The 20,183-nt window shown below is 71.5% G+C and carries 17 protein-coding genes; 11 read left to right on the top strand and 6 right to left on the bottom strand.

The window, feature by feature from the left end:
• Window positions 1-190: 190 nt before the first annotated feature.
• Window positions 191-3,946 carry a helix-turn-helix domain-containing protein gene (locus tag K415_RS0104885; protein WP_024285978.1) on the bottom strand — a complete coding sequence of 1,252 codons (3,756 nt, stop codon included), beginning with the start codon at window positions 3,944-3,946 and terminating at the stop codon, window positions 191-193.
• Between the two features lie 234 nt (window positions 3,947-4,180).
• Between K415_RS0104885 and K415_RS0104880 the strand changes: the two genes are divergently transcribed.
• The 3 genes from K415_RS0104880 (at window position 4,181) to K415_RS0104870 (ending at window position 5,709) form a co-directional block, all read left to right on the top strand.
• A complete protein-coding gene (locus K415_RS0104880) occupies window positions 4,181-4,693 on the top strand; it encodes a hypothetical protein (RefSeq protein ID WP_024285977.1) in 513 nt (170 codons plus the stop codon).
• Between the two features lie 26 nt (window positions 4,694-4,719).
• Window positions 4,720-5,406: a class I SAM-dependent methyltransferase gene (locus K415_RS22510; protein ID WP_024285976.1), complete on the top strand. Its 687-nt coding sequence runs from the start codon at window positions 4,720-4,722 to the stop codon at window positions 5,404-5,406.
• 108 nt (window positions 5,407-5,514) lie between these two features.
• On the top strand, window positions 5,515-5,709 hold the full coding sequence (locus K415_RS0104870; protein WP_024285975.1) for a hypothetical protein: 195 nt from the start codon (window positions 5,515-5,517) through the stop codon (window positions 5,707-5,709).
• Between the two features lie 143 nt (window positions 5,710-5,852).
• Here K415_RS0104870 and K415_RS0104865 read toward each other — a convergent pair whose 3' ends face one another.
• Both K415_RS0104865 and K415_RS0104860 read right to left on the bottom strand, forming a co-directional pair.
• On the bottom strand, window positions 5,853-6,260 hold the full coding sequence (locus tag K415_RS0104865; protein ID WP_155859368.1) for a hypothetical protein: 408 nt from the start codon (window positions 6,258-6,260) through the stop codon (window positions 5,853-5,855).
• Between the two features lie 305 nt (window positions 6,261-6,565).
• Window positions 6,566-7,327, bottom strand: coding sequence for a GntR family transcriptional regulator (locus K415_RS0104860; RefSeq protein WP_029663179.1), 762 nt, complete (start codon window positions 7,325-7,327; stop codon window positions 6,566-6,568).
• 115 nt (window positions 7,328-7,442) lie between these two features.
• Here K415_RS0104860 and K415_RS0104855 point away from each other — a divergent pair, with 115 nt between their 5' ends.
• From K415_RS0104855 to K415_RS0104835, 5 genes are read left to right on the top strand one after another with little or no spacing between them, the layout of a single operon-like run.
• A complete protein-coding gene (locus K415_RS0104855) occupies window positions 7,443-8,585 on the top strand; it encodes an SIS domain-containing protein (protein WP_024285972.1) in 1,143 nt (380 codons plus the stop codon).
• A 1-nt stretch (window position 8,586) separates the two neighbouring features.
• Complete coding sequence (locus K415_RS0104850) at window positions 8,587-9,573, top strand: N-acetylglucosamine kinase (protein ID WP_024285971.1); 987 nt, start codon at window positions 8,587-8,589, stop codon at window positions 9,571-9,573.
• Entirely contained in the window at window positions 9,570-10,562 is a 993-nt protein-coding gene (locus tag K415_RS0104845) for a DMT family transporter (protein ID WP_024285970.1), read from the top strand. Before K415_RS0104850 ends, K415_RS0104845 begins: the two co-directional genes overlap by 4 nt.
• On the top strand, window positions 10,559-11,605 hold the full coding sequence (locus K415_RS0104840; protein ID WP_024285969.1) for a 1-phosphofructokinase family hexose kinase: 1,047 nt from the start codon (window positions 10,559-10,561) through the stop codon (window positions 11,603-11,605). The genes K415_RS0104845 and K415_RS0104840 overlap by 4 nt, the downstream gene beginning before the upstream one ends.
• Window positions 11,606-11,613: 8 nt before the next feature.
• Entirely contained in the window at window positions 11,614-12,435 is an 822-nt protein-coding gene (locus K415_RS0104835; RefSeq protein WP_029663176.1) for a class II fructose-bisphosphate aldolase, read from the top strand.
• Between the two features lie 15 nt (window positions 12,436-12,450).
• Here the strand turns inward: K415_RS0104835 and K415_RS0104830 are convergent, their stop codons facing one another.
• The 3 genes from K415_RS0104830 to K415_RS0104820 all read right to left on the bottom strand — a co-directional run bounded on the left by K415_RS0104830 (window position 12,451) and on the right by K415_RS0104820 (window position 16,284).
• Window positions 12,451-13,896 carry an ATP-binding protein gene (locus K415_RS0104830; RefSeq protein ID WP_024285967.1) on the bottom strand — a complete coding sequence of 482 codons (1,446 nt, stop codon included), beginning with the start codon at window positions 13,894-13,896 and terminating at the stop codon, window positions 12,451-12,453.
• Window positions 13,897-14,650: 754 nt separating this feature from the next.
• On the bottom strand, window positions 14,651-15,280 hold the full coding sequence (locus tag K415_RS0104825) for a hypothetical protein (RefSeq protein ID WP_024285966.1): 630 nt from the start codon (window positions 15,278-15,280) through the stop codon (window positions 14,651-14,653).
• Between the two features lie 59 nt (window positions 15,281-15,339).
• On the bottom strand, window positions 15,340-16,284 hold the full coding sequence (locus K415_RS0104820; protein ID WP_024285965.1) for a sugar-binding transcriptional regulator: 945 nt from the start codon (window positions 16,282-16,284) through the stop codon (window positions 15,340-15,342).
• Between the two features lie 251 nt (window positions 16,285-16,535).
• On the opposite strand from K415_RS0104820, the gene K415_RS0104815 reads away from it, so the two are divergent.
• From K415_RS0104815 to K415_RS0104805, 3 genes are read left to right on the top strand one after another with little or no spacing between them, the layout of a single operon-like run.
• Window positions 16,536-17,594: an ABC transporter permease gene (locus K415_RS0104815; RefSeq protein ID WP_024285964.1), complete on the top strand. Its 1,059-nt coding sequence runs from the start codon at window positions 16,536-16,538 to the stop codon at window positions 17,592-17,594.
• A gap of 16 nt (window positions 17,595-17,610) precedes the next feature.
• A complete protein-coding gene (locus K415_RS0104810) occupies window positions 17,611-18,609 on the top strand; it encodes a substrate-binding domain-containing protein (RefSeq protein WP_197024669.1) in 999 nt (332 codons plus the stop codon).
• 1 nt (window position 18,610) lies between these two features.
• Window positions 18,611-20,170: a sugar ABC transporter ATP-binding protein gene (locus K415_RS0104805; RefSeq protein ID WP_024285962.1), complete on the top strand. Its 1,560-nt coding sequence runs from the start codon at window positions 18,611-18,613 to the stop codon at window positions 20,168-20,170.
• The last annotated feature ends 13 nt before the right edge of the window (window positions 20,171-20,183 follow it).

Raw genomic sequence — 20,183 nt, 5'->3', positions numbered from 1 at the left:
GATGGTTCGTGCGCGCTCCGGGGTGCAAGGGAAGTCAGCCACGTCCGGGTCCGGCGTGGGCGGGATCGTGCGTTCGGAGTTGTCCGGCCAATACCCGCCCGCTCGCGTCGTGCGCGACGAGCTACCGGGACAGTGCGCGACGAGCTACCGGGAGAGTGCGCGACGAGCTACCGGGACAGTGCGCGACGAGCTACCGGCAGAGGGCGGGAAGCTCGAGGTCGCCGGCGATGCGCGCCCACTCGGCCTGCGTCATGGCCAGGCCCCGGACGGCGCTCGCGCAGATCTCGGCATTCGCCTCGGCCAGGGACGTGTTCCAGATCCGGACCGTCCGGTCGGCACCCGCGGCGCTGAGATGGTGCCCGTCCGGGGAGAACTCCAGGCCGTAGACCGTTCCGGCGATCCCCGCCAGGGTGGCCCACCGAGCCGGGTGCTGGCGGTCCGTCAGGTCCCACAGGCGCACGGTGCCATCGGTCATCGCGGCGGCCAGGAGGGAGCCGTCAGGGCTGAAGGCGAGGTTCGTGGCATACCCGTCCGCCCACACGAGGGGCGCTCCGAGCGGGGTGGGCCGTGCCGGGTCGGTGACGTCCCACAGCCAGATGGTCTTGTCGTTCCCGCTGGCGGCGATGGTTCGGCCGTCCGGACTGAAGCCGGCGCTGTAGACGTACCCGACAGGTCCGGTCAGGGGTTCCCCCAGGAGCTGGGGGTCGGCCAGGTCGCTGACGTCGACGATCAGGACCTGCCCGTCGAGCACCGAGGCGACCAGCGTCCGGGCGTCCGGCGAGAACGCGGCCGCGTAGACGAAGCCGCCGAGGTCGTCGAGGCGTGACGTCGGTGCGTCGGGGATGCCTCGCGACAGGTCCCACAGCGAGATCGAGGTGTCGTCCGAGGACACGGCCATCCGGGTGCCGGACGCGTCGAACGCGACCGAGTCGACCCAGTCGGAGTGCGCCTGCACCGAGGTGAGGTACGTTGGGTCGCCGGCGTCGGCGACGTCCCAGAAGTGCAGCGCACCGGTGGTGTCCCCGGCCACGACGAGGCCGAGGACGTCCGAGATGTCGACGGCGCCGTCGAGGCGGACACCGGCGGGCGGTGGTGCCAGGCTCAGCCGGGTCACCGCGTCGGGGTCGGACGCGTCCCAGAGCTGGATCCCGTCCGCCGTCGCGGTCGCGACCAGATCGGCTCCGAAGACACCCTGGCCCGGGATCGACGTGAAGCCGGAGAGCGTCGAGCCGGGATAGGTCCACTCCCGCACGACGCCGTCGGCCCCGCCGGAGTAGAGGCGTTCGTCGTCGGGGGACCAGCCGGCGCTGAGCAGGGTGGTGGGATGCACCAGGGCCTGCGTCACCGCACCCGTGCCCGTCCGCCAGATCCACAGGTGCTGGTCGGAGCTCGGCGCGGCGAGCAGCGACCCGTCGTTGCTGAAGCTGACGTCGTTGACCCACGACGCCGGCCCGGCGAGGACCAGGCCGGCAACCGGCTCGGCCGGGTCGGAGATGTCCCACAGGTGGACCAGGGTGTCGATCGCTCCGGCCGCCAGGGTGTGCCCGTCGGGGCTGATGTCCAGCGAGGTGATCTGGCCGCCGGCCGCGGTGACGTCCTGGGCGAGCCGGTCGGGGTGGGCCGGGTCGCTCACGTCCCACAGCGCCAGGAGCCCCTCCGAGCCCGCCGTGGCGAGGAGATTCCCGGACGGGTCGATCGCCACGGCCTGGGCGGTGCCCTCGAAGGCGGGCAGGACGGCCACCAGGGCGAACCCGTCCGCCGGGGTGTCCCGCTGCCACAGGTGAACCGTTCCGTCAGCCACAGCGGCGGCGAGCGTCACGCCGTCGGCGCCGAAGGCCAGGCCGTAGAGCGTCGTGCCGACCTCGGCGCCCAGCACGTCGATCGGGACCGGGTCCTCGGGGTCCGACAGGCGCCACAGGGAGAGCCGACCGCTGTCCCCGCCGGTGGCCAGGACCTGGCCGTCGGGGCTGAAGGCAACCGCGTAGACGGCCCCGTCGGGCACCGGGATCTCCGCGATCTCGTGCGGCTCGGTGCCTGTGGACCAGACCATGATCGTCGCCTGGTCGGTCCCGACGGCGACCATCGAACCGTCAGGGCTGATGTCGAGGGCGTTGACGATGCCGGGGGCCTGGGCGAGCCGGGAGACAGCGGTACGACCGGACGCGCTGAGCAGCGCGGTGCGCGCCTCGAGCGTGTCGGCGGTCAGGTAGGAGGCGGCGGCGACCTGCCCGGCCAGCGCCGGGTCGGTGACGGCCAGGCTCTGGGCGGTCACCGCGAGCTGACGCGAGACGGCCAGGTCCCGCTCGTCGGAGACGTGTCGCTTCTGGGCCACCGCGGCAGCGGCGAAACCGCCGGTGGTCGCGGTCAGCACGGCGAGGCCCGCCGCGAGCACCCGCAGCCGCCGGGTGGTCCGGCGCCTCGCGCTCGCGCGCTGGAGCTCGGCGACCGAGCTCGCGTGCAGGAACTCGACCTCGGCCGGCTCCAGGCCGCCCCGCTGGTCCGGGTCGCCGGTCCAGGCGACCGCGGTCTCCAGCGCCGAACCCCGGTACAGCAGGTCAGGGTCGCGCCCGGAGATCAGCCAGTGCTGGACCGCTTCGGTGAGCCGGCTGTGGGTCCGCAGACCGTCGCGGTCGGCGTCGAGCCAGGACCGGAATCGCGGCCACGCGGTCAGCAGGGCCTCGTGGGCGATCTGGATGTGCTCCTGATCGGAGATCAGCAGGCGGGCATCGACGAACGCGGTGACGACCTCCATCGCCAGCGTCGATCCGAACTCGCGCGGGACGGCCATCCGACGGGTGTCCGCCGCACCGTCACGCACGTGCACCAGCCGCGAGAGTGTGCGCCCGGCGGCGGCACGCTGCTCGTCGGTCAGCCGGTTGTACACCTCCTCGGCGGTCTGGGCGATGGATCCGGCGAAGCCGCCGGCCTCCCGGTACTGCGCCAACGTCAGACGGCGGCCGGACGCCGCCAGCCACGACGCGAAGAGCACATGCGACAGCAGCGGGAGCACACCGGTCTCCAGGTCCGAACCCGGGGTCGACCGGGAGCCGGCCGTGGCCTCGGCGACGAGCACCTCGACGAGCGCGTCCTCCACCTCGATCCCGACCGCCCGGGCCGGCTCGACCACGACCCGTCGCAGGGCCTCAGCGGACATCGGTCCGACCAGGACGTTGTTCTCCGTGAGCCAGGTGGTGAGGAGCTCGACGCCGAGGATCCGGTCGAAGAAGTCGGCACGTACTCCCAGGACCACGACGACACCAGCGCGGTGGATCGCGGCGAGCGCCTCGACGAAGGTGGACGACGAGGGCGTCTGCCCGGCTGCGAAGAGCTCCTCGAACTGATCGACGATCAGCACGCCCCCGACCCCGGGCCCCGAACCGGCCATCGCATCGGCCAGGGCGGCAGCGGGGTCCTCGCCCGGCGTGACGACGACGGCCCGGCGGCCTTCGGCGATCAGGGTCGCGGCAAGGCCGGCCCGCAGCAGGGAGGACTTGCCCGACCCCGACGAGCCGATGACGACCAGCGGCGTCGCCGGCCCCGCGGTGACCGTCGCGACCAGCGTCCGGGTCAGGGCCTCCCGGCCGAAGAACAGCGCCGCATCCTCGGGCTGGTAGGCCGCCAGCCCGCGGTACGGGGCCGGGGCCGTCGCCGGGCGCCGGCCCGGCCGGCGCCGCAACCGGCCGATCGCGGCCACCCACACGACGGTCTCGGACTCGGGGACGTCGAGCACGGTGAGCACCCGCACGAACTGGTCCACGGCGGCCAACGGGGGAAGGTGGCGTCCGCTGAAGTAGCCGCCGGCCGTGGCGAGCGGCAGGCCGGCGGCTTGAGCCACGTCGCGGATCGTCAGACCGCGTCGTTCGCGAAGGTGGGTGAGCGCTGCGGCGAGCTCCTCACGCGAGCTCGCGGTCGCAGGACTCGGCTCGGGACGATCCTTGACGGCCATCCCAGCTCCCTCGTCGATGCAGCATCGGGCCCGCGGGACAGCGTCGGCGGCCCCCGAAGCGTAACGATCCTCGACACCGCTGCGGCCGCACGATCACCCACGCCGCCCGCGGGTGATTGCCCGGACAACGCCGAACGCCCGATCCCGCACGTCGGCGCGCTCCGTCTGACTGACTTCGCACAGGGCGCGGCAGCGCTCAGCTGCTCGGCACGATCAGGGACCAGGGAGGACGACGTGAGCGTCGACGGAGTGGGCTGGCGTCACCGGTGGGACGACCCGCCTGGCGTGCAGCGGTGGTGGGACGGTGCGCACTGGACCAACCGGATCACCGGCGGCGCGGCGCTGGCCGCCCTCACGGCGGCCAAGAGCGCCGTCGACGGTCAGGCTTTCCCGGACGTCGCGGACGTCCGCGAGCTCGAGGTCCTCCGGCAGCGGGTGCGCGAGCTGGAGAGCGCGGGCGTCGTGGCGACCGGCGAGCCGGTGATCGCCGGGATGTCGACGCCGTCGGTACCGACGCCCCCGGTGGCGGTGCGGGCCCCCGGGCCCCGATCGACCTCGGAGAAGATCGGGACCGGGCTCGACGTCGTCGGCCGTGGGGCTGCGATGGTCTCTCGGGTGCTGGTCTCGCTCCTGTGGGGAGCGGGCGTCGTGGGCTGCTTCGCGATCGGTCAGCCGCTCCTGGCGCTCGCCGGGATCGCCTACCTGGCCTATCTGTGGGTGTGGCGCGGTCGATGGCTGATCTATTGACCGCGCGGACCTCAGGGTCCGCCGTGATGTCCCGGGGCGTGTTCTGGCGGGTGTACGCCCGGTGGTACGACGCACTGTGGGACACGGGGCTGACGGCAGCTGTGGCGCGGCGTGTCGTTCAGGAGGTGCCGCCGGAGCTGCCCGTGATCGAGCTCGGAGCCGGCACCGGGCTGGTCACCCGCGAGCTCGCCGCCGCACGACGGGTCGTGCGCGCCTGTGAGCCGGACCCGGACATGCGCGCCCGGCTGGTCGCGAGAGACCTCGACGTCGAGCAGGTGACGGACGAGTCGATCGAGGAGTGCCACCCCCCGGCGGGCGACTGCTGCGTCGTCGCGGTCAACGTCCTGCACCTCGTCGCCGACGTGCCGGCCTGTCTGGAGCACCTGCGGTGGATGGCCGGCCCGCACGGCCGCGTCGTCGTGGTGGTCCCGACTGCCCAGGCGACCCTGGGCCGGGTGGCTCGCGCGCATCGTTCGGCAGGCGCCGGAGCGACGCACAGCGTCCTCTTCCTCCTCGCCCATGTCGTCCTTGGTCCGCTGGCAGCGCTCGCCGGAGTCCGCCTCTCGCCCGCACCCTTGGCCCGCCCGTCGCTTGTCGGTGTGGTGGGCGACGTCCAGGAGGTGCACGTGCTGGACGGGCCCGATCGTCCGATCGACGGATGGGCGAGAGCCGTGACGTCTGTGCACGCGGTGACGCACCAGTGTCAGCTCTGACCACGTGGAGGTTCTCGATGCGCCACCGGGACATGGGATATCGCCTTCGGTGACCTTGTTGTCGAGATCGACGGCCCGATCGACGGCTCGCGCGAGTTCGACCACGCCGTGGCAGGTGGCTTCCCCGCTGCGGACGCCTCACCTGCCGACGTGTTCACGTCCTCATGGGCACCGGAGAACCAGGAGTCGGGCTACGTGCCCGACCCGGGGGAGATCCAGGTGCGCACCGAGGGTGACGCGGTGCGGATCGTCCACACCAGCATGGATGGGCGCAGCACGACCACGACCTGCACCAAGGAGTGACGGCAGCTCGCCGCCGCCGCTCGGGACTCCTGCGCGCATCGACGTCCACGGCGGCCGAACCTCGGCGTAGGCGCACCATCGGGACGGGCGTCGGCTCCTGTCGCCGCGCGTCCATCCATCGGCGGCCCCTGAGCGAGGTCCGGCTACCGGCTCGGCACCATCGTGACGTGCACCTCGGCCGCCTTCAGGCCACGGGCCTCGGCCAGCGCCTGGACCATCCTGCCCTGCGCCTGCTCCAGCTCGTCGACCAGGAAGGTCACGCCGAGCGCCTGGTTGCACCACACCCGCCACCCGGCCCCCTCGGGGTTTGCGCAGGCGGTGAAGCTCTGCACCTCGAACACCACACCGCCGTCCGCCTGCCACGCGGCGTGCACCTTGGCGCAGGCCGCGGCGATCATGAACTCGGGTGACGCTGCGTGCCCGACGAACTTCTCGGTGGCCACCACCCGGCCCCGGTGGTCGAGCAGAGCGATCCGGGCGTCTCCCATCGCTGCGGAGGTGAAACGGTAGGTCCACCCCTCGGGCAGCTCCGGTGCGCGCGCAGGGGACACCACCCGTCGCTCGGGAGCGTCGTCGGCAGCTGCAGCTGCAGGCGCCGCGGATGCGGCCTCCGTGGCGGGAGCGGGCGCCGGCTCCGGTACTGCGGATGCGGCCTCCGTGGCGGGAGCGGGCTCCTCGGGGGCGTTCGGACGCGTGCGGCTGAAGAGGGGCATCGTCGGATCTCCGGATCACGGGACGGGGTGCTGACTAGGTTGTCGGCCGACTGAGCCGCGTCCGACACGTCCGAACGGGTGACAGAGGCTCCGCGTACGTCGAGCGTGAGCCCGATGCACTTGGCGACGGCGGTCACCGGCGGTCAGTCCGTGATCGACGCGTGGAAGGTGTACCGGTCCCCGCGGTAGGCCTGCACCGTCAGCTCGATCGGCTGACTGTCCTGATTGAACGTGAGCTGCGTGGCGCTCAGGATGGGGACAGGTCCGTCGATGTCCAGCAGCTCCCGCTCCTCCTTCGTGGCATTGCGTGCCTCGACCGAGTAGTCGGCGTAGCGGGGAGACTGCGGGGGATCGGCCGCACGCAGCAGTGCGTACAGCGACGTCTCTGAGAAGTCGGCCTCGCCCATCGCGGGAGCGATCGACAGGGGTAGCCGGTTGTGCTCGACGGCGATCGTGAGGTCGTTGAGGTAGCGGACGCGTCGCATCTCGAACAGCTCGGTGCCCGGGACGGTGCGCAGCAGATCGGCCTCATGCACAGTGGCCGGGCGGATGGCTGTCTCCAGGACACGACTGCGCATCCGCAGCCCCCGTTGAGAGGCGAGATCCGAGAAGCCCTGGACCCGATCGCGCCCGAGCCGGCCGGCCCCCTCGAGCGAGCCCCGCGCCACCGCCCATCCCCGCGCCGGGAGGGAGACCAGCACTCCCTGTGCCTTGAGCTCGTTGAGCGCGGCGCGCACCGTGACACGCGAGACCCCGAAGCGCTCGGTGAGGCGCCTTTCCGACGGCAGACGCGCCCCGTCGGCCCCCGCCTCGCTCACCAGGTCGGCACGGATGTCCGCGGCCAGCCGCTCGTAGAGCGGCCGTGCGTCGATGCCGAGAAGCCCACCGTGATCCGCTGCGTCCATACCACCAGAATACCAGTTGGCCGCCAGTCCAGTAAGATACCAGTAGGATACTGTTGACAGTCCAGACGGAGACCGCTTACAGTCCGGTATCCGCAGTGTCGCGAGGGAGAGTGCTATGGCCACCGAAGTTCGGACCGTTCTAGGGTCCTGCAGGACCGGGTTCGAGATCGCACAGCAGCCGCGCGTCTGGCGCGACGTCGCGGGCGTCGTCGAAGGGCGCCGCGGCGATCTGGACCGTTTCCTCGCCGATGCCCTGGCGGATCCGGCGTGCGTGGTCGTCCTCGCCGGCGCCGGGACGTCGTCGTTCATCGGTGAGCTGGTCGCGCACCCGCTTGCACGTCGGCTCGCGCGCACCGTCACGGCCGTCCCGACCACCGACGTGGTCTCCGCGCCGCACGCCGCGCTCCCGGTGGACCGCCCCGTCCTGCTGGTCTCGTTCGCGCGCAGCGGTGACAGCCCGGAGTCCGTTGCCGCGGTCGAGCTGGCAGATCGCCTCACGTCGACGGTGCGGCACCTCGTGATCACGTGCAACCCCGACGGCGACCTCGCTCGTCGCTGCGGGAGCCGCGACGACGCGTTCGTCCTCGTGCTCCCGCCCGAGTCGAACGACGAGGGGTTCGCCATGACCTCGTCCTTCACCGGGATGGCGCTCGCGACCCTGCTCGCCTTCGGCGTCGATGTGGACGTCGAGCAGCTCGCGGTCGCCGGCGAGGCCGTGCTGGCCGGTGTGGAGCCGGCGGTTGCCGCACTCATCGCGCAACGCCCTCGTCGGCTGATCTACCTGGGATCGGGTGCCCTGAAGGGCCTGGCCCACGAGTCCGCCCTGAAGTGCCTCGAGCTGACCGCCGGCCGGATCTTCGCCGTCGGGGACGCGTCGATGGCCTTCCGCCACGGGCCCAAGTCCACCCTCGACGCGGACACGGTCGCGGTCGTCTACCTGTCCAACGACGAGTACACCCGCGCGTACGACCTCGACATCGCCCGTGAGCTCTCCGCCGCCATCGGTCGAGAGCGGGTGGTCGTGGTGGACGGCGCCGGGGAGGCGGACGTCCCGGCGGTGACCTGGCGGGTACCCGGCGTCGCCACGCAGGCTGACGCGGCCTGGGCGCTGCCCGCGATCGTCTTCGCGCAGACCCTGGCGCTCGCCGCTTCGCTCGACGAGGGCTTGTCGCCGGACAACCCGTTCCCCGGTGGCGAGGTCAACCGGGTCGTCCAGGGCGTCGTCATCCACCCGCTCACCGCGAACAAGGGGTCGTGACGTGTACCTGGGCGTTGACGGCGGCGGCACCAAGACCGCGTTCTGCCTGCTCGACGACGACGGTGCCGTGGCAGCCGAGTCCCGCCAGAACAGCATCTACTACTTCACCGAGGGCATCGGTCTCGTCGAGAGCGTGCTGCGCGACGGCGTACGGGCGGTCTGCGACGTCGTCGGACTCGCGCCGGAGGCGCTGACCCACTCGTTCGTCGGGATCCCGTGCTACGGCGAGGTCAGCGGGGACCTGCCCGAGCTCGACGCGATCCCCGGCCGGGTGCTCGGCACGGACCGCTACGCCTGCGGCAACGACATGGTCTGCGGTTGGGCCGGGTCGCTCGGCGGTGCTGACGGCATCAACGTCGTCTCCGGCACCGGCTCGATCGCCTACGGGGAGCGGGGCGGCACGAGCTGGCGGGCCGGCGGATGGGGTGAGCTGTTCGGTGACGAGGGCTCCGGGTACTGGGTCGCGATCCAGGGGCTGAACGCCTTCACCCGCATGAGTGACGGCCGGCTTCCGGCCGGGCGACTCGTGGGCGCCGTGCGGGCCGCGCTCGGGCTTGCCGCAGACCTCGACGTGATCGACGTCGTCCTCAACCAGTGGCACGGGGATCGCGCGAAGATCGCCACCCTCAGCCGGGCGGTCGGGGAGGCCGCCGACGCGGGGGATACCGTCGCGGCCGACATCCTGCGGGCGGCCGGGCGCGAGCTCGCCCTCCTGGTCGACGTCGAGGCCGATGCCCTCGGGTTCGACGACGGCGAGGCGATCCCGGTCTCCTACTCGGGCGGCATGTTCGGGTCGCCCCACGTCCGCGAAGCCTTCGCAGCGGGGGTGCGTGCGAGTGCGCACGCCTACGACCTCCGCGCGCCTCTCCTGCCGCCGCACGTCGGCGCGGCGGTCTACGCCGCACGCCTCGCGGGGCACCGGTTCGACCCCGACCAGCTCGAGCGCCTCCAGTCCGAGACGAACACCCAGGAAGGAATCCCCTCATGAGCTCCACCGGCAACGTCGCCGCGGCTCGCCGTGGTACCAGCTGGATCCCGTATGCAGCCCTCCTCGTCCTGTTCTGGGGCGTCTGGGGCGCCTTCTCGAGCCAGCCCACGTCGAGGTACGGCTACCCGGACGAGATGGTCTACGTCATCTGGGCGTGCACGATGCTGATCCCCGCGTACTTCTCCATGCGCGGACGGACCTTCGACCGGCGCGGCGTCGCCACGAAGTACGGCCTGATCATCGGTCTGACCGGGGCGGGCGGCCAGCTGCTGCTCTTCAAGGCCCTGACGATGGGTCCCGCCTACATCATCTTCCCGATCATCGCGCTCTCGCCTGCGATCACCGTCGTCATGGCCCTCGTGTCCCTGCGGGAACGGGTCAACCGGCTGACGGCGATCGGCGTGACCATGGCACTCGTCGCGATCGTGATGTTCTCGATCTCGTCGGGTGACTCGGAGCTGTCCACCGGCCCCTACCTGGTGCTGGCCGTGCTGATCTGCATGGCGTGGGGCGTCCAGGCCTACTTCATGCGCAAAGCCGCCACCGTGGGCGTCAACGACGCCACGACGTTCGGCTGGATGACGATCACCGGGATCCTGCTGATCCCGCTGGCCATCGTCATGATGGGCGGTCTGCCCGGTGGGTTCCCCTGGCAGGCCCCCGCCCTCACGGCCGCGACCCAGGTGCTCAACGCCGTCGGTGCGCTCTTCCTCGTGATGGCTCTGAGCCGCGGCAAGGCATCCATCGTGGCGCCCGTCACCAACGCGCTCGCACCGGTCCTGACCATCATCCTGTCGTTGGTCATCTACCGGACGCTGCCGTCGGCCTACCAGACGATCGGCATCGCTCTCGCGCTCGCCGGGTCCACGCTGATGGTCTACAGCGACGAGAAGCGCGGCGAGGAGCTCACTGTCGGCGCCGTCGCGGACGGCGGTCGCACGCCACGGGTGCTTCCCGCCGCCGAGGACACCGTCCCCGAGGTCCGGTGACCTCACCTGACGGCGCGACCCCGTCGCCCGTGCCCACGATCCGGGCAGGGGCGGCGGGTCGCGCCGGGGTGGCACTCCGGGTCGCGACCGTGACGCTCAACCCGGCGATCGACGTCACGTACGAGGTGCCCGCGCTCGTGGTCGACGACGTGGTGCGGGTGCGGGACGTGCGGGTGCGCGCCGGCGGCAAGGGTGTGAACGTCGCCGCCGTGGCGGCGCACCTCGGCGCCGAGCCGACTGCTCTCGTCCTGACGGGCGGACGCGCGGGAGCGGAGCTGACGGAGGGTCTCGCGACACTCGGCCTGCGCACGCTGACCGTCGACGCGCTGACCGACGTGCGTCGCACCGTCGCGGTGGTGGCGGACGACGGCACCACGACGAGCCTGCAGGAGGCGGGCGCGTCTGTGCGCGACCCCGACCAGCTGACGGGTCAGGTTCTCGCAGCTGTCGACGACCTGCTCGCGCAAGGGGTGCGTGCTGTCGCGGTGAGCGGTTCCCTGCCGCCCGGCTGCCCGGTGGACCTACCGGCGCGGATCGCGCGGCGGTGCCTCGACCTGGGCGTGCCGGTGGTGGTGGACACCTCGGGTGCGGCTCTCGCGGCCGTCGCCGGGTCCGGCGCGATCCTCACCCCCAACCGCGACGAGCTCGCGGAGCTCGTCGGAGGAGCGGTCGCGGACGGGGACGTGGTCGCTGCCGCCGGGCTGCTCGTGCGGGGTGGCGCGCCCGCTGTGGTGGTCACGCTGGGTCCCGATGGCGTCGTCGGCGTGACGGCCACAGGGGCGCTCGCCGCCCGACCTCCGGTTGCGGTCCGCGGGAATCCCACCGGAGCAGGGGATGCCGCCGTCGCGGCCCTCCTGCTGCACCTCGCGGCAGCGGGCGACGCGGCACACGTGGACTGGCCGGAAGCGCTCGCGGACATGGTCGCCACGTCCGCCGCCTGCGTCCTGCGTCCGGTGGCCGGCGAGATCGACCGTGCGTCCCGTGACGCGTGGCTGCCCGACGTCCGGGTCCAGGTGCTGGGCAAGGACGGTGGGGGCCGATGATCGGCGACATGGCCGCCATCGCGCACGCCTACCGCGCGCAGGGCCGTGCGGTGGGGGCGTTCAACGCGATCCTGCTCGAGCACGCCGAGGCGATCGCCTCCGGCGCCGAGGACGCCGGGCTGCCGGTGATCCTCCAGCTCTCGCACAACGCCGCGCGCTACCACGGCGCTCTGGCGCCCATCGCGCGGGCAGCGCTCGCGATCGCCGAGGCGGCCGCCGTGCCGGTGATCGTGCACCTCGACCACGCCGAGGACGAGGCGCTCGTGGACCAGGCGCTCGACCTCGGTATCCGGTCGGTGATGTTCGACGCGTCCACGGTGCCGTACGACGAGAACGTGGCACGGACGGCCGCAGTGGTCGAGCGCTGCCACGCGGCGGGCTGCTGGGTCGAGGCCGAGCTGGGCGAGGTCGGCGGCAAGGACGGCGCCCACGCGCCGGGAGTGCGAACGCACCCTGCCGAGGCCGCTGCGTTCGTGGCGGCCACCGGCGTCGACGCGCTCGCGGTGGCGGTCGGATCGTCGCACGCCATGGCCAGCCGCGACGCCGTGCTCGACGACGCGCTCATCGCCCGACTGCGGGACGCCGTGGGAGTACCCCTCGTCCTGCACGGCTCGAGCGGGGTCCCGGACGAGGGGCTGCGCGGCGCGGTGCGTCACGGCATCACGAAGGTGAACGTCGGGACCCGGCTCAACGCCGTCCTGACGGGCGAGGTGCGTCGGGTGCTCGCCGAGCGCCCGGATCTGACAGACCCCCGGAGGTACCTCATCCCGGGGCGCGATGCCGTGCGGGCCGAGGTCGGCGGACTGCTGCGCCTCCTCGCCGGTCCCTGAGGGCGCGCAGCGGCGCTACTGCCACGCCTGAAGCAGGTCGTCGGCGGTCCACACCTGCGCGAGCCGGTCATCAGCCACCGCGCCCGCAGGGCACACCGCCACCAGGGGCGTGCCCGATCCGACGTCGGGGATCGCGGTCGCGTCCTTCGCGAGCTTGGTGAGCTCGGCTGTCGTGACCCTGCTGTCAGGACGCCACTTGATCGTCCCGACGAACGCGTACTGGTCAGCAGGTCGTGCGTTCGCACCGACGAGGTCGATCTCCGGCACGTTCGATCGCGGCCACCAACCGCCGACCGCCCGCACCTCAGGCCACCGACTGTCGGGCAGCAGACGCTCGAGGGCATCACGCACGACGGGTTCGATCGCGCGGCCCCGCCAGGTCGTGTAGTCGTCGTGGACGCGCCGCAGGGCGAGGTCGCCGCGCCCGCGATCGATGTCGTCCACGGCAGGACCGACGTACCGGAGCCAGAACCGCAGGCCGGGGTCGGCGACGCGCCAACGACGGTTCTTGGTGTCCGACTTCGTCGACAGGGGCTCGTCAGCGACGGCAGCACGCCTCGTCGACAGGGTGTCGAGCGCCTCGCTGAGAGTCGCCGAGTTCATCGGTCTGCCTCCGGTGGACTGCGCGATCGAGGTGAAGGTCCGCTCACCCTTCCCACCGATCGCAGTCAGCACCGTCCTGGGCGAGGCAGCCGTGGGGAACTCGCTGTCGAGGATCCGCTGCCCGGACACCACGAGCGGGGTGATCGCATCCGAGAGCTGCGTCGCGAGGAACTCCTGGCGGCCCATCCCCGGCGCCCACGCGCGGGTCACGGTCGGCAGGCCACCGGTGATCAGCCAGGCGTCGAACGCGTCGATCCCGGTGGTACCGGTCATCCGGCCGACGTCCCGTGGGGACAGCACGTCCAGAACCATCGGGGTCGCCCGGCCGTGGAACGGGGCGTCGTGGTGGTCGAGCGCTTCCATCATCGCGAGGTCCGACCCGAGCAGGAGCAGGAGGACGGGCTTGCGGGACAGGTCGTGGTCCCACACCCGCTGGAGCTCGCCCGCACCACCGGGGATGCTCGCGAGGAGCCATGGCGCCTCGTCGATCACGACGATCGATGGCCGGTCGGCGGGCAGCAGCCGGTCGACGATCCGCAGCGCATCGGTCAGGGTCGACGGGGTCGTGGACTGCGCGAGCCATGCCTCGGGCAGGTCCGACTGCGCAGCGGCCGCCATGAGGGCCCGCAGCTCGGCGGCGGGGTCGGCGCCTCGCGCGGCCTGGAAGTACACCGCTGGGAGACCGGCCCGAGAGATCAGCTCGGACACCAGCCGGCTCTTGCCGACCCGCCGACGACCACGCAGCAGCACCGCGGTGCCGAGGTCGTGGGTCCGGCCCGCTCCCGCGCGTGCGCTGATCTCCGCGAGCAGCCGGGTGAGCCGGTCGAGCTCGACTGTCCGTCCCACGAAGTCAGACATCTGACACCCTTCCGAGTTCAGTTGGGTCAAGCATACTATGGAGGGGCAAAGTAAACTGCGACGTAGTGGACGCCGCGGGCGTCGGGGCGAGACGCACCTCAGTCCTCGACCACGCTCCTGTCGCGTCGGATCAGGCCGGCGCGGACGAGCTCGTCGATGCGGGTCGGGCGTCACCGATCGGCCTCGGCGGTGGCGGCCATGAACTCGACGAACTCGGCAGTGGTCCCCGTGGCGGCGCACACGGCGCAGGCGCACGGGCAGGCGTGCCGCTGCGAGGTAGCGGCCGCGTCCGATGGTTGAGTGTGTCTCGGTCACCGTGCGGCGGTAGTGGGGCACGGTCTCGGCGGGCGCCGTCTCGGCGCGGCGGGCGCATCCGACGATCACGCGCATCCCCGCCTCGATGGGCGGTGACTCTACAGCCGCGCTGGCGGGATGTCCGGGTCGTCTGCTGGCTCTCGACCCTCTGCGGCGAAGGCGCTCCGACGGCGCGGCTGACGAGGAACTCGGCCACGACGCCGCGAAGGGTGTTTGTCCGCAGGTCCGACATGCCCCATCGCCAGAAGTCCGAGACGGTCGAGCCGTCGAGACCGACGAAGGACTCCGACCCGGTGAGCAACGGCGCAGGGGGAACAGGCCCGATCGGCACGCCGGTTGGCTCAGGCATGGTCTGACGCTAGCCCGGGGTCGGGCGGCGGGTGTGTCGGACGGCCGCTCCCCCAAGGAGTTCCTCTGCCGAGCATGGTGGCGTGGTCGGTCAGCTGACTAGAGGTGCGTCGTCGTGCGCCGATCCGCGGACCGCGTTCAGCCACGCACGCGGACTGGCGGCCGAGAGGATATCGGTCCCGCTGACGATCCAGGTCGCACCGTGCTGCTGTGCGTTGAGCGCTGCGCTGTGCGTGACACCGCCGTCCACGCCAAGGAGTGCCCGACCGCGCAGGGTGCTGATCCGTGCCAACGCGGTCTCGGCGAAGGCCTCCCCGCCCTGCCCGGGATGAACGCTCATGACCAACGCGCCGAGTCCCGGAGGGACGTCGGAACCGATCACCGTGTCGGGAGAGAACGCGACAGCCGGCGTCGCACCGCGCGCCGCGATGCGCTCGACGGCGAATCGCCAGCCCGCGGCTTCGACATGGACGGTGACGACTTCGCAGAAGCCTGTCCAGGCATCCACGTGCCGGAGGGGATCGCGGACCATGAGGTGTGCCTCGGCGCGTAGGCCAGCGGCAGCGGTGACCGCCTCGGCGCGAGCGGGCGTGAACCCGCCGTCTCGAGCGAACTCGCCGTCGGTGGTGTCCCAGTGGAGCAGGTCCAGTCCGGCGTCACCGAGGCGGATCGCCTCGGTGGTCAGGAGGTCGTCCGCCACCGACCAGAGCGAGGCGGCCACCCGCAGGCGACGCCTCGATGGCGATGACGGCACGGCGATCGGCCTGCCGCTTCGCGCGCTCACGTGGCCTCACGGCGCTCTGCCCGCTGGGCGGGAGCGTTCTCGACGGCGGGCCCGGCCAGGATCACCTCAGCGAGCTGACGGTCCGTGACGAGTTCGGTGAACAGGCCCGCACGCGCCACAGCCAGGACGGCACCGGCCTTCACCGCACCGCCGGCGACGCCGACGACCCGGGGGATCCGCGAGAGCTGGTCGGCGGTGATGGAGATGCACCGCTCGGCGAAGTCGGGGGCGATGCGTGATCCGTCCGCGCCGAGCAGGATCGCGGCGATCTCCGCACGTACCCCCCGGGCGAACAAGTCGTCACGATCCTCGGCATTCATCGTTGCGCGCAGCTGCGAGGCGGGCGGGTCCCATGATCCGACGGCGACCACCGCCGTGGTGATGTCGTCGAACATGCGCAGGGCCTGGGCGACGTCGGGTTGCCGGCGCAGGGCGGTTGCGGTCGCGGCGTCGTCCACGACGAGGGGGGCGAAGATCGGCTGGGCGGTACCGCCGGAGTTGAGTGCGACTCTCCGGACGATCTCGACGGGCGAGTCCTCGAGGTTGGACCCGACCGCGCCCGTGAGCTGTACCACGGAGACCCGGGGGAGCGAAGGCATCGACTCCACCATCGCCGACAGGGTGCGCCCCCAGGCCATGCCGACGACCTCCCCGGGGCGCAAGGTGGCACCGAGAAGCTCGGCCGCAGCGGTCCCGACGCGCTGCCGGGACTCGTCGTCGTCACTCTCCACAACAATGGCGTCCTGCAGGCCCAGGTGAGCCGCCAACCGCGCGGAGAGGTCCGCATCGATGGTGCCGTGGTCGTGCAGGGTGATCGTCACGATTCCCAGGGCCCTTGCCTGCTCGAGCATTCGAGCCACCTTGAACCGTGAGTAGCCCAGCTCCTGGGCGATCTCGACCTTGCTGCGGTCCTCGAGGAAGAACCGTCGCGCCACGGTCACGAGGCGGGATCGTTCCACAGAGCTGAGTTCGCTGCTCGTTTGAGCGTCAGTCTCGCTCATTCTGTTATCAGACCGTGACATGAGCCCTCCTTGCCCGCTTCCGTTTCCGCCCGTAGTCTCAATCGCATGAGCGCAGCATATGCTCATCTGAGCGGTCAGGCAAGCGGTCGCGGCGTGCGGGCCGCCCGGTGGTCCGCCGCATCGGCAGGTCAGAAGCCGGCGAGGGTCGCCGGTCTGCAAGGAGGCAGAAGATGACGCGACGTCGCGTCCCTGAAGAGCTCGGCATCGCCGTCGTCGTCGTCCTCGTCGGCGGCATCCTCAGTGCGATGTCCGCGCAGTTCCGTACCGTCGACAACCTTCAGATCCTGCTGCTGAACGGGGCGGTGATCGCCTTCCTCGCGCTGGGGCAGACGTTCGTGCTGCTCACCGGAGGCATCGACCTGTCGACCGGATCCAACGTCGCGATGACCGGGATGATCGCGGCGCTCCTCATGCAGAGCGGCTTGCCCTGGACGCTCGCGGCGCTCGCTGCGCTGGCCGCCGGAGTTGTCGTGGGCCTGTTCAACGGGGCGCTCGTGCACTTCCTCGGGCTGCCGCCCTTCATCGTGACGTTCGCCAGCTTCGGTGTCGCCGCGAGCATCCCGCTCATCCTCACTGGCGCCAGCTCGGTCTCGGTCAAGGACCCCGCGTTCGCGATCGTTGGCCGTGGTGCCCTGTTCGGCGTGCCGATGCCCGTTGTCCTGGTCGCCGTCGCTGCGGTCATCCTGACGGTGCTGCTGCGCCTGACCCCGACGGGTGTCCACATCTACGCGGTCGGCGGGAACGCCGAGACAAGCCGCTTGGCCGGCATCCGGATCGGTCGCACGACGATGCTCGTCTACGCGATCAGCGGACTGTGCGCCGCGATGGGTGGCCTCATCGTCACCAGCCGCCTCATGGTCGGCTACCCGAGCGCGGGCTCGGGCAACGAGCTGTTCTTCTCCATCGCAGCCGCCGTGGTCGGCGGCGTCAGTCTCTTCGGCGGCATCGGTTCGATCCCCGGAGCACTGCTCGGTGCCGTCCTCATCGCCGAGGTCTCGAACGGGATGAATGTCGTGGGCGTGCAGAGCTACTGGCAGCCCCTCGTCATCGGCCTGATCATCCTGCTCGGCATCATCCTCGACACCTACCGCCGCCGGGTCTCGTTCAGCGAGGTCCTGCAGCGCCTTCGCAGCCGTGGCGCCGTCCCGGTCGCGCCCCAAGCCCCCCCACTCAGCGAGGCCGTGGCCGCCGACGGCGCCACCACGAGCCACACCACCACCAGGAGGTAGTTCGATGCAACGACGCATGACCCTTGCAGCAGGTCTCGCTGCGGCAGCCCTCACCCTTGCCGCGTGCAGCGGCGCGGTCGACACCGGCCAGGACGCGGAGCCCACCGAGGACACCGGAACGGCAACCACGGACTCGGGGCGCCCGGCCGCCTGTGACGAGGAGACCCCGTACCTTGCAGTCGCACTGCCGAACCTCACCAACCCCTACTACGTCGCGATGAAGCAGGGGTTCGAGGACGCCGCAGAGGCGAACGGCTTCGAGGTCGAGGTCCAGATCGCCAACGACGACGACGCCGCCCAGCTCGCTCAGGTCCAGTCCATGCTCCAGAAGGAGCCCTGCGCTCTGGCGCTCAACGCGGTCAAGTCCGAACCGGCGGCCGCCATCGTCAAGGCCGCGAACGATGCGGGCGTCCCGGTGTTCACGGTCAACGTCATCGTCTCCGAGGAGGCCTTGACCGATCAGGGTGCCGAGATCATGCAGTACCTCGGTGCGGACAACGCTGCTGGTGGTGCACAGATGGCCGAGCAGGTTCTCGCGGACCTCGGTGCGGACGCGACGTTCGAGATCGGGTTCATCACGGAGCCCGACGAGGTCCCGGTCCTGATGCGTGACGAAGGCTTCGAGGAGGCCATCGCGGTCAACCCGAACGCCACCGTCGTGGCCAAGGTCGACGGCAACGTCAAGCCCGACGACAGCCTGCAGGCCACCACCGAGCTGCTCTCCGGCAACCCGGGTGTCACGGTCCTGTTCGCGAGCACCGGTCCGGCCACCTACGGCGCACTGCAGGCCCTCCAGGGCAACGACAACGTCAAGGTGTACGGCTTCTGCGCCTCGGAAGAGCCACTGACGGGCATCTACCCGGCCTGCGTGGCCCAGGAGCCCGCCGACTACGGCAAGCGAGTTGTCGAGCAGGTGCGTGCCTGGGTCGACGGGGCGACCCCCGAGCCGGTCATCCTGCGGCCGCTGAAGATGTTCCTCGACGGCGACACGCCGGCACCGGGCGAGGTGGGCTGACGTGAACGGGCCGGCGGCGACGGATCACACCCAGGTGGACGGAGGCCTGCGCGCGCACGACGTGATCAAGCGGTACTCGGGCGTCCCGGTGCTCAAGGGTGTGTCGGTCGCCGTCCGGCCCGGCCAGGTCGTCGGACTGGTCGGCCACAACGGCGCCGGCAAGTCCACCCTCCTGCGGATCCTCGCCGGAGCGACCAACCCGGACGGTGGACGGCTCGAGGTCGACGGCCAGGCCCTGGCCCTCGCCTCACCGGCCGACGCCCTCGAGGCAGGGATCGCGACTGTCTACCAGGAGCTCTCGCTCCTGCCGAACCTCACGGTGACGCAGAACGTCTTCCTCGGCACCGAGTCGGCGCGGGCGGGCATCATGCTCCGTGAGGACATGCGCCGCCGGGCACAGGACCTGATCGAGCGGTTCGAGCTGAAGCTCGACGTCGACCGTCGGTTGGGTGACTACCCGGTCGCCACCCGCCAGCTCCTCGAGATCGCGATCGCGACGCACCGCGACGCGAAGTACCTGTTGCTCGACGAGCCGACCACCAGCCTGGAGGGCGACCAGGTCGAGCGTTTCCTGGCCAAGGTCCGGTCGTTGGCGAACGACGAGGGCCTGGGAATCCTGTTCGTTGATCACAAGCTCGACGAGCTGTACTCCGTGGCCAGCGACATCGTGGCCCTGGTCGATGGTGAGGTCCGGATCAGCGGCTGCGTCGACGCAGTCAGCCGCGCCGACGTGGTGCAGGCGATCGCAGGTCCGGACCACCGCCCGCTAGCGGGTCGCGGCGCTTCCTCCGTACCGGAGGCTCCCGATGCGACCCGCAACCCGGTCGACGACCGCCCGGCGGCACTGGAGGTGCGCGAACTGCGCACGCCCGTGCTTCAGGGCGTCAGCCTCCGGGCCCATCCGGGTCGGGTACTGGGTCTCTACGGCCTTGTCGGCTCCGGGCGCACAGAGTTCCTGCGGGCGCTGGTCGGCCTGGACGCGGCTGCTTCCGGCGACATCGAGCTCCGCGGCTGCCCGTACCACCCGCGCAATCCCGCAGCTGCCCAGCGGGCCGGGCTCGTGTACCTCACCGAGGAACGCAAGATCGACGGGATCGTCCCCGGGCTGGACTCGGCCACCAATGTCGCCCTGCCCATCCTGGGGTCCTTCACCCGGCTCGGGTTCCTCGACCACCGTGCGATGCGACGAGGCGCCAGCTCCTACCTCGACCAGCTCCGTGTGCTGGGCAATCGCAACGCCCCCGTCGTCAGCCTCTCTGGGGGCAACCAGCAGAAGGTCCTGCTCGCTCGGGCGCTTGCCCAGGAGCCGACGGTCCTGCTCCTCGACGAACCCACCAAGGGCGTGGATCTGGGGGTCAAGGCGGAGATCCACCGGATCATCCGTGCGCTCGCCCACGACGAGGGCCTGACGGTCGTCCTGGTCTCCAGCGAGGAGGACGAGATCCTCGAAGTCTCCGACGACGTCGTGATCTTCGCCCATGGGCGCTGCACCGGTGAGCTGCTGCCCGCCGCCGCCCTCAGCCCGTCCCAGCTGCGCCACGCCGCATGGAACGCGGCCTGACGTCGTGCCCAGG

This window comes from Cellulomonas sp. KRMCY2 (genome assembly GCF_000526515.1).
Taxonomy (GTDB): domain Bacteria; phylum Actinomycetota; class Actinomycetes; order Actinomycetales; family Cellulomonadaceae; genus Actinotalea.
This window is presented reverse-complemented; position numbering and strand designations above follow the sequence as displayed.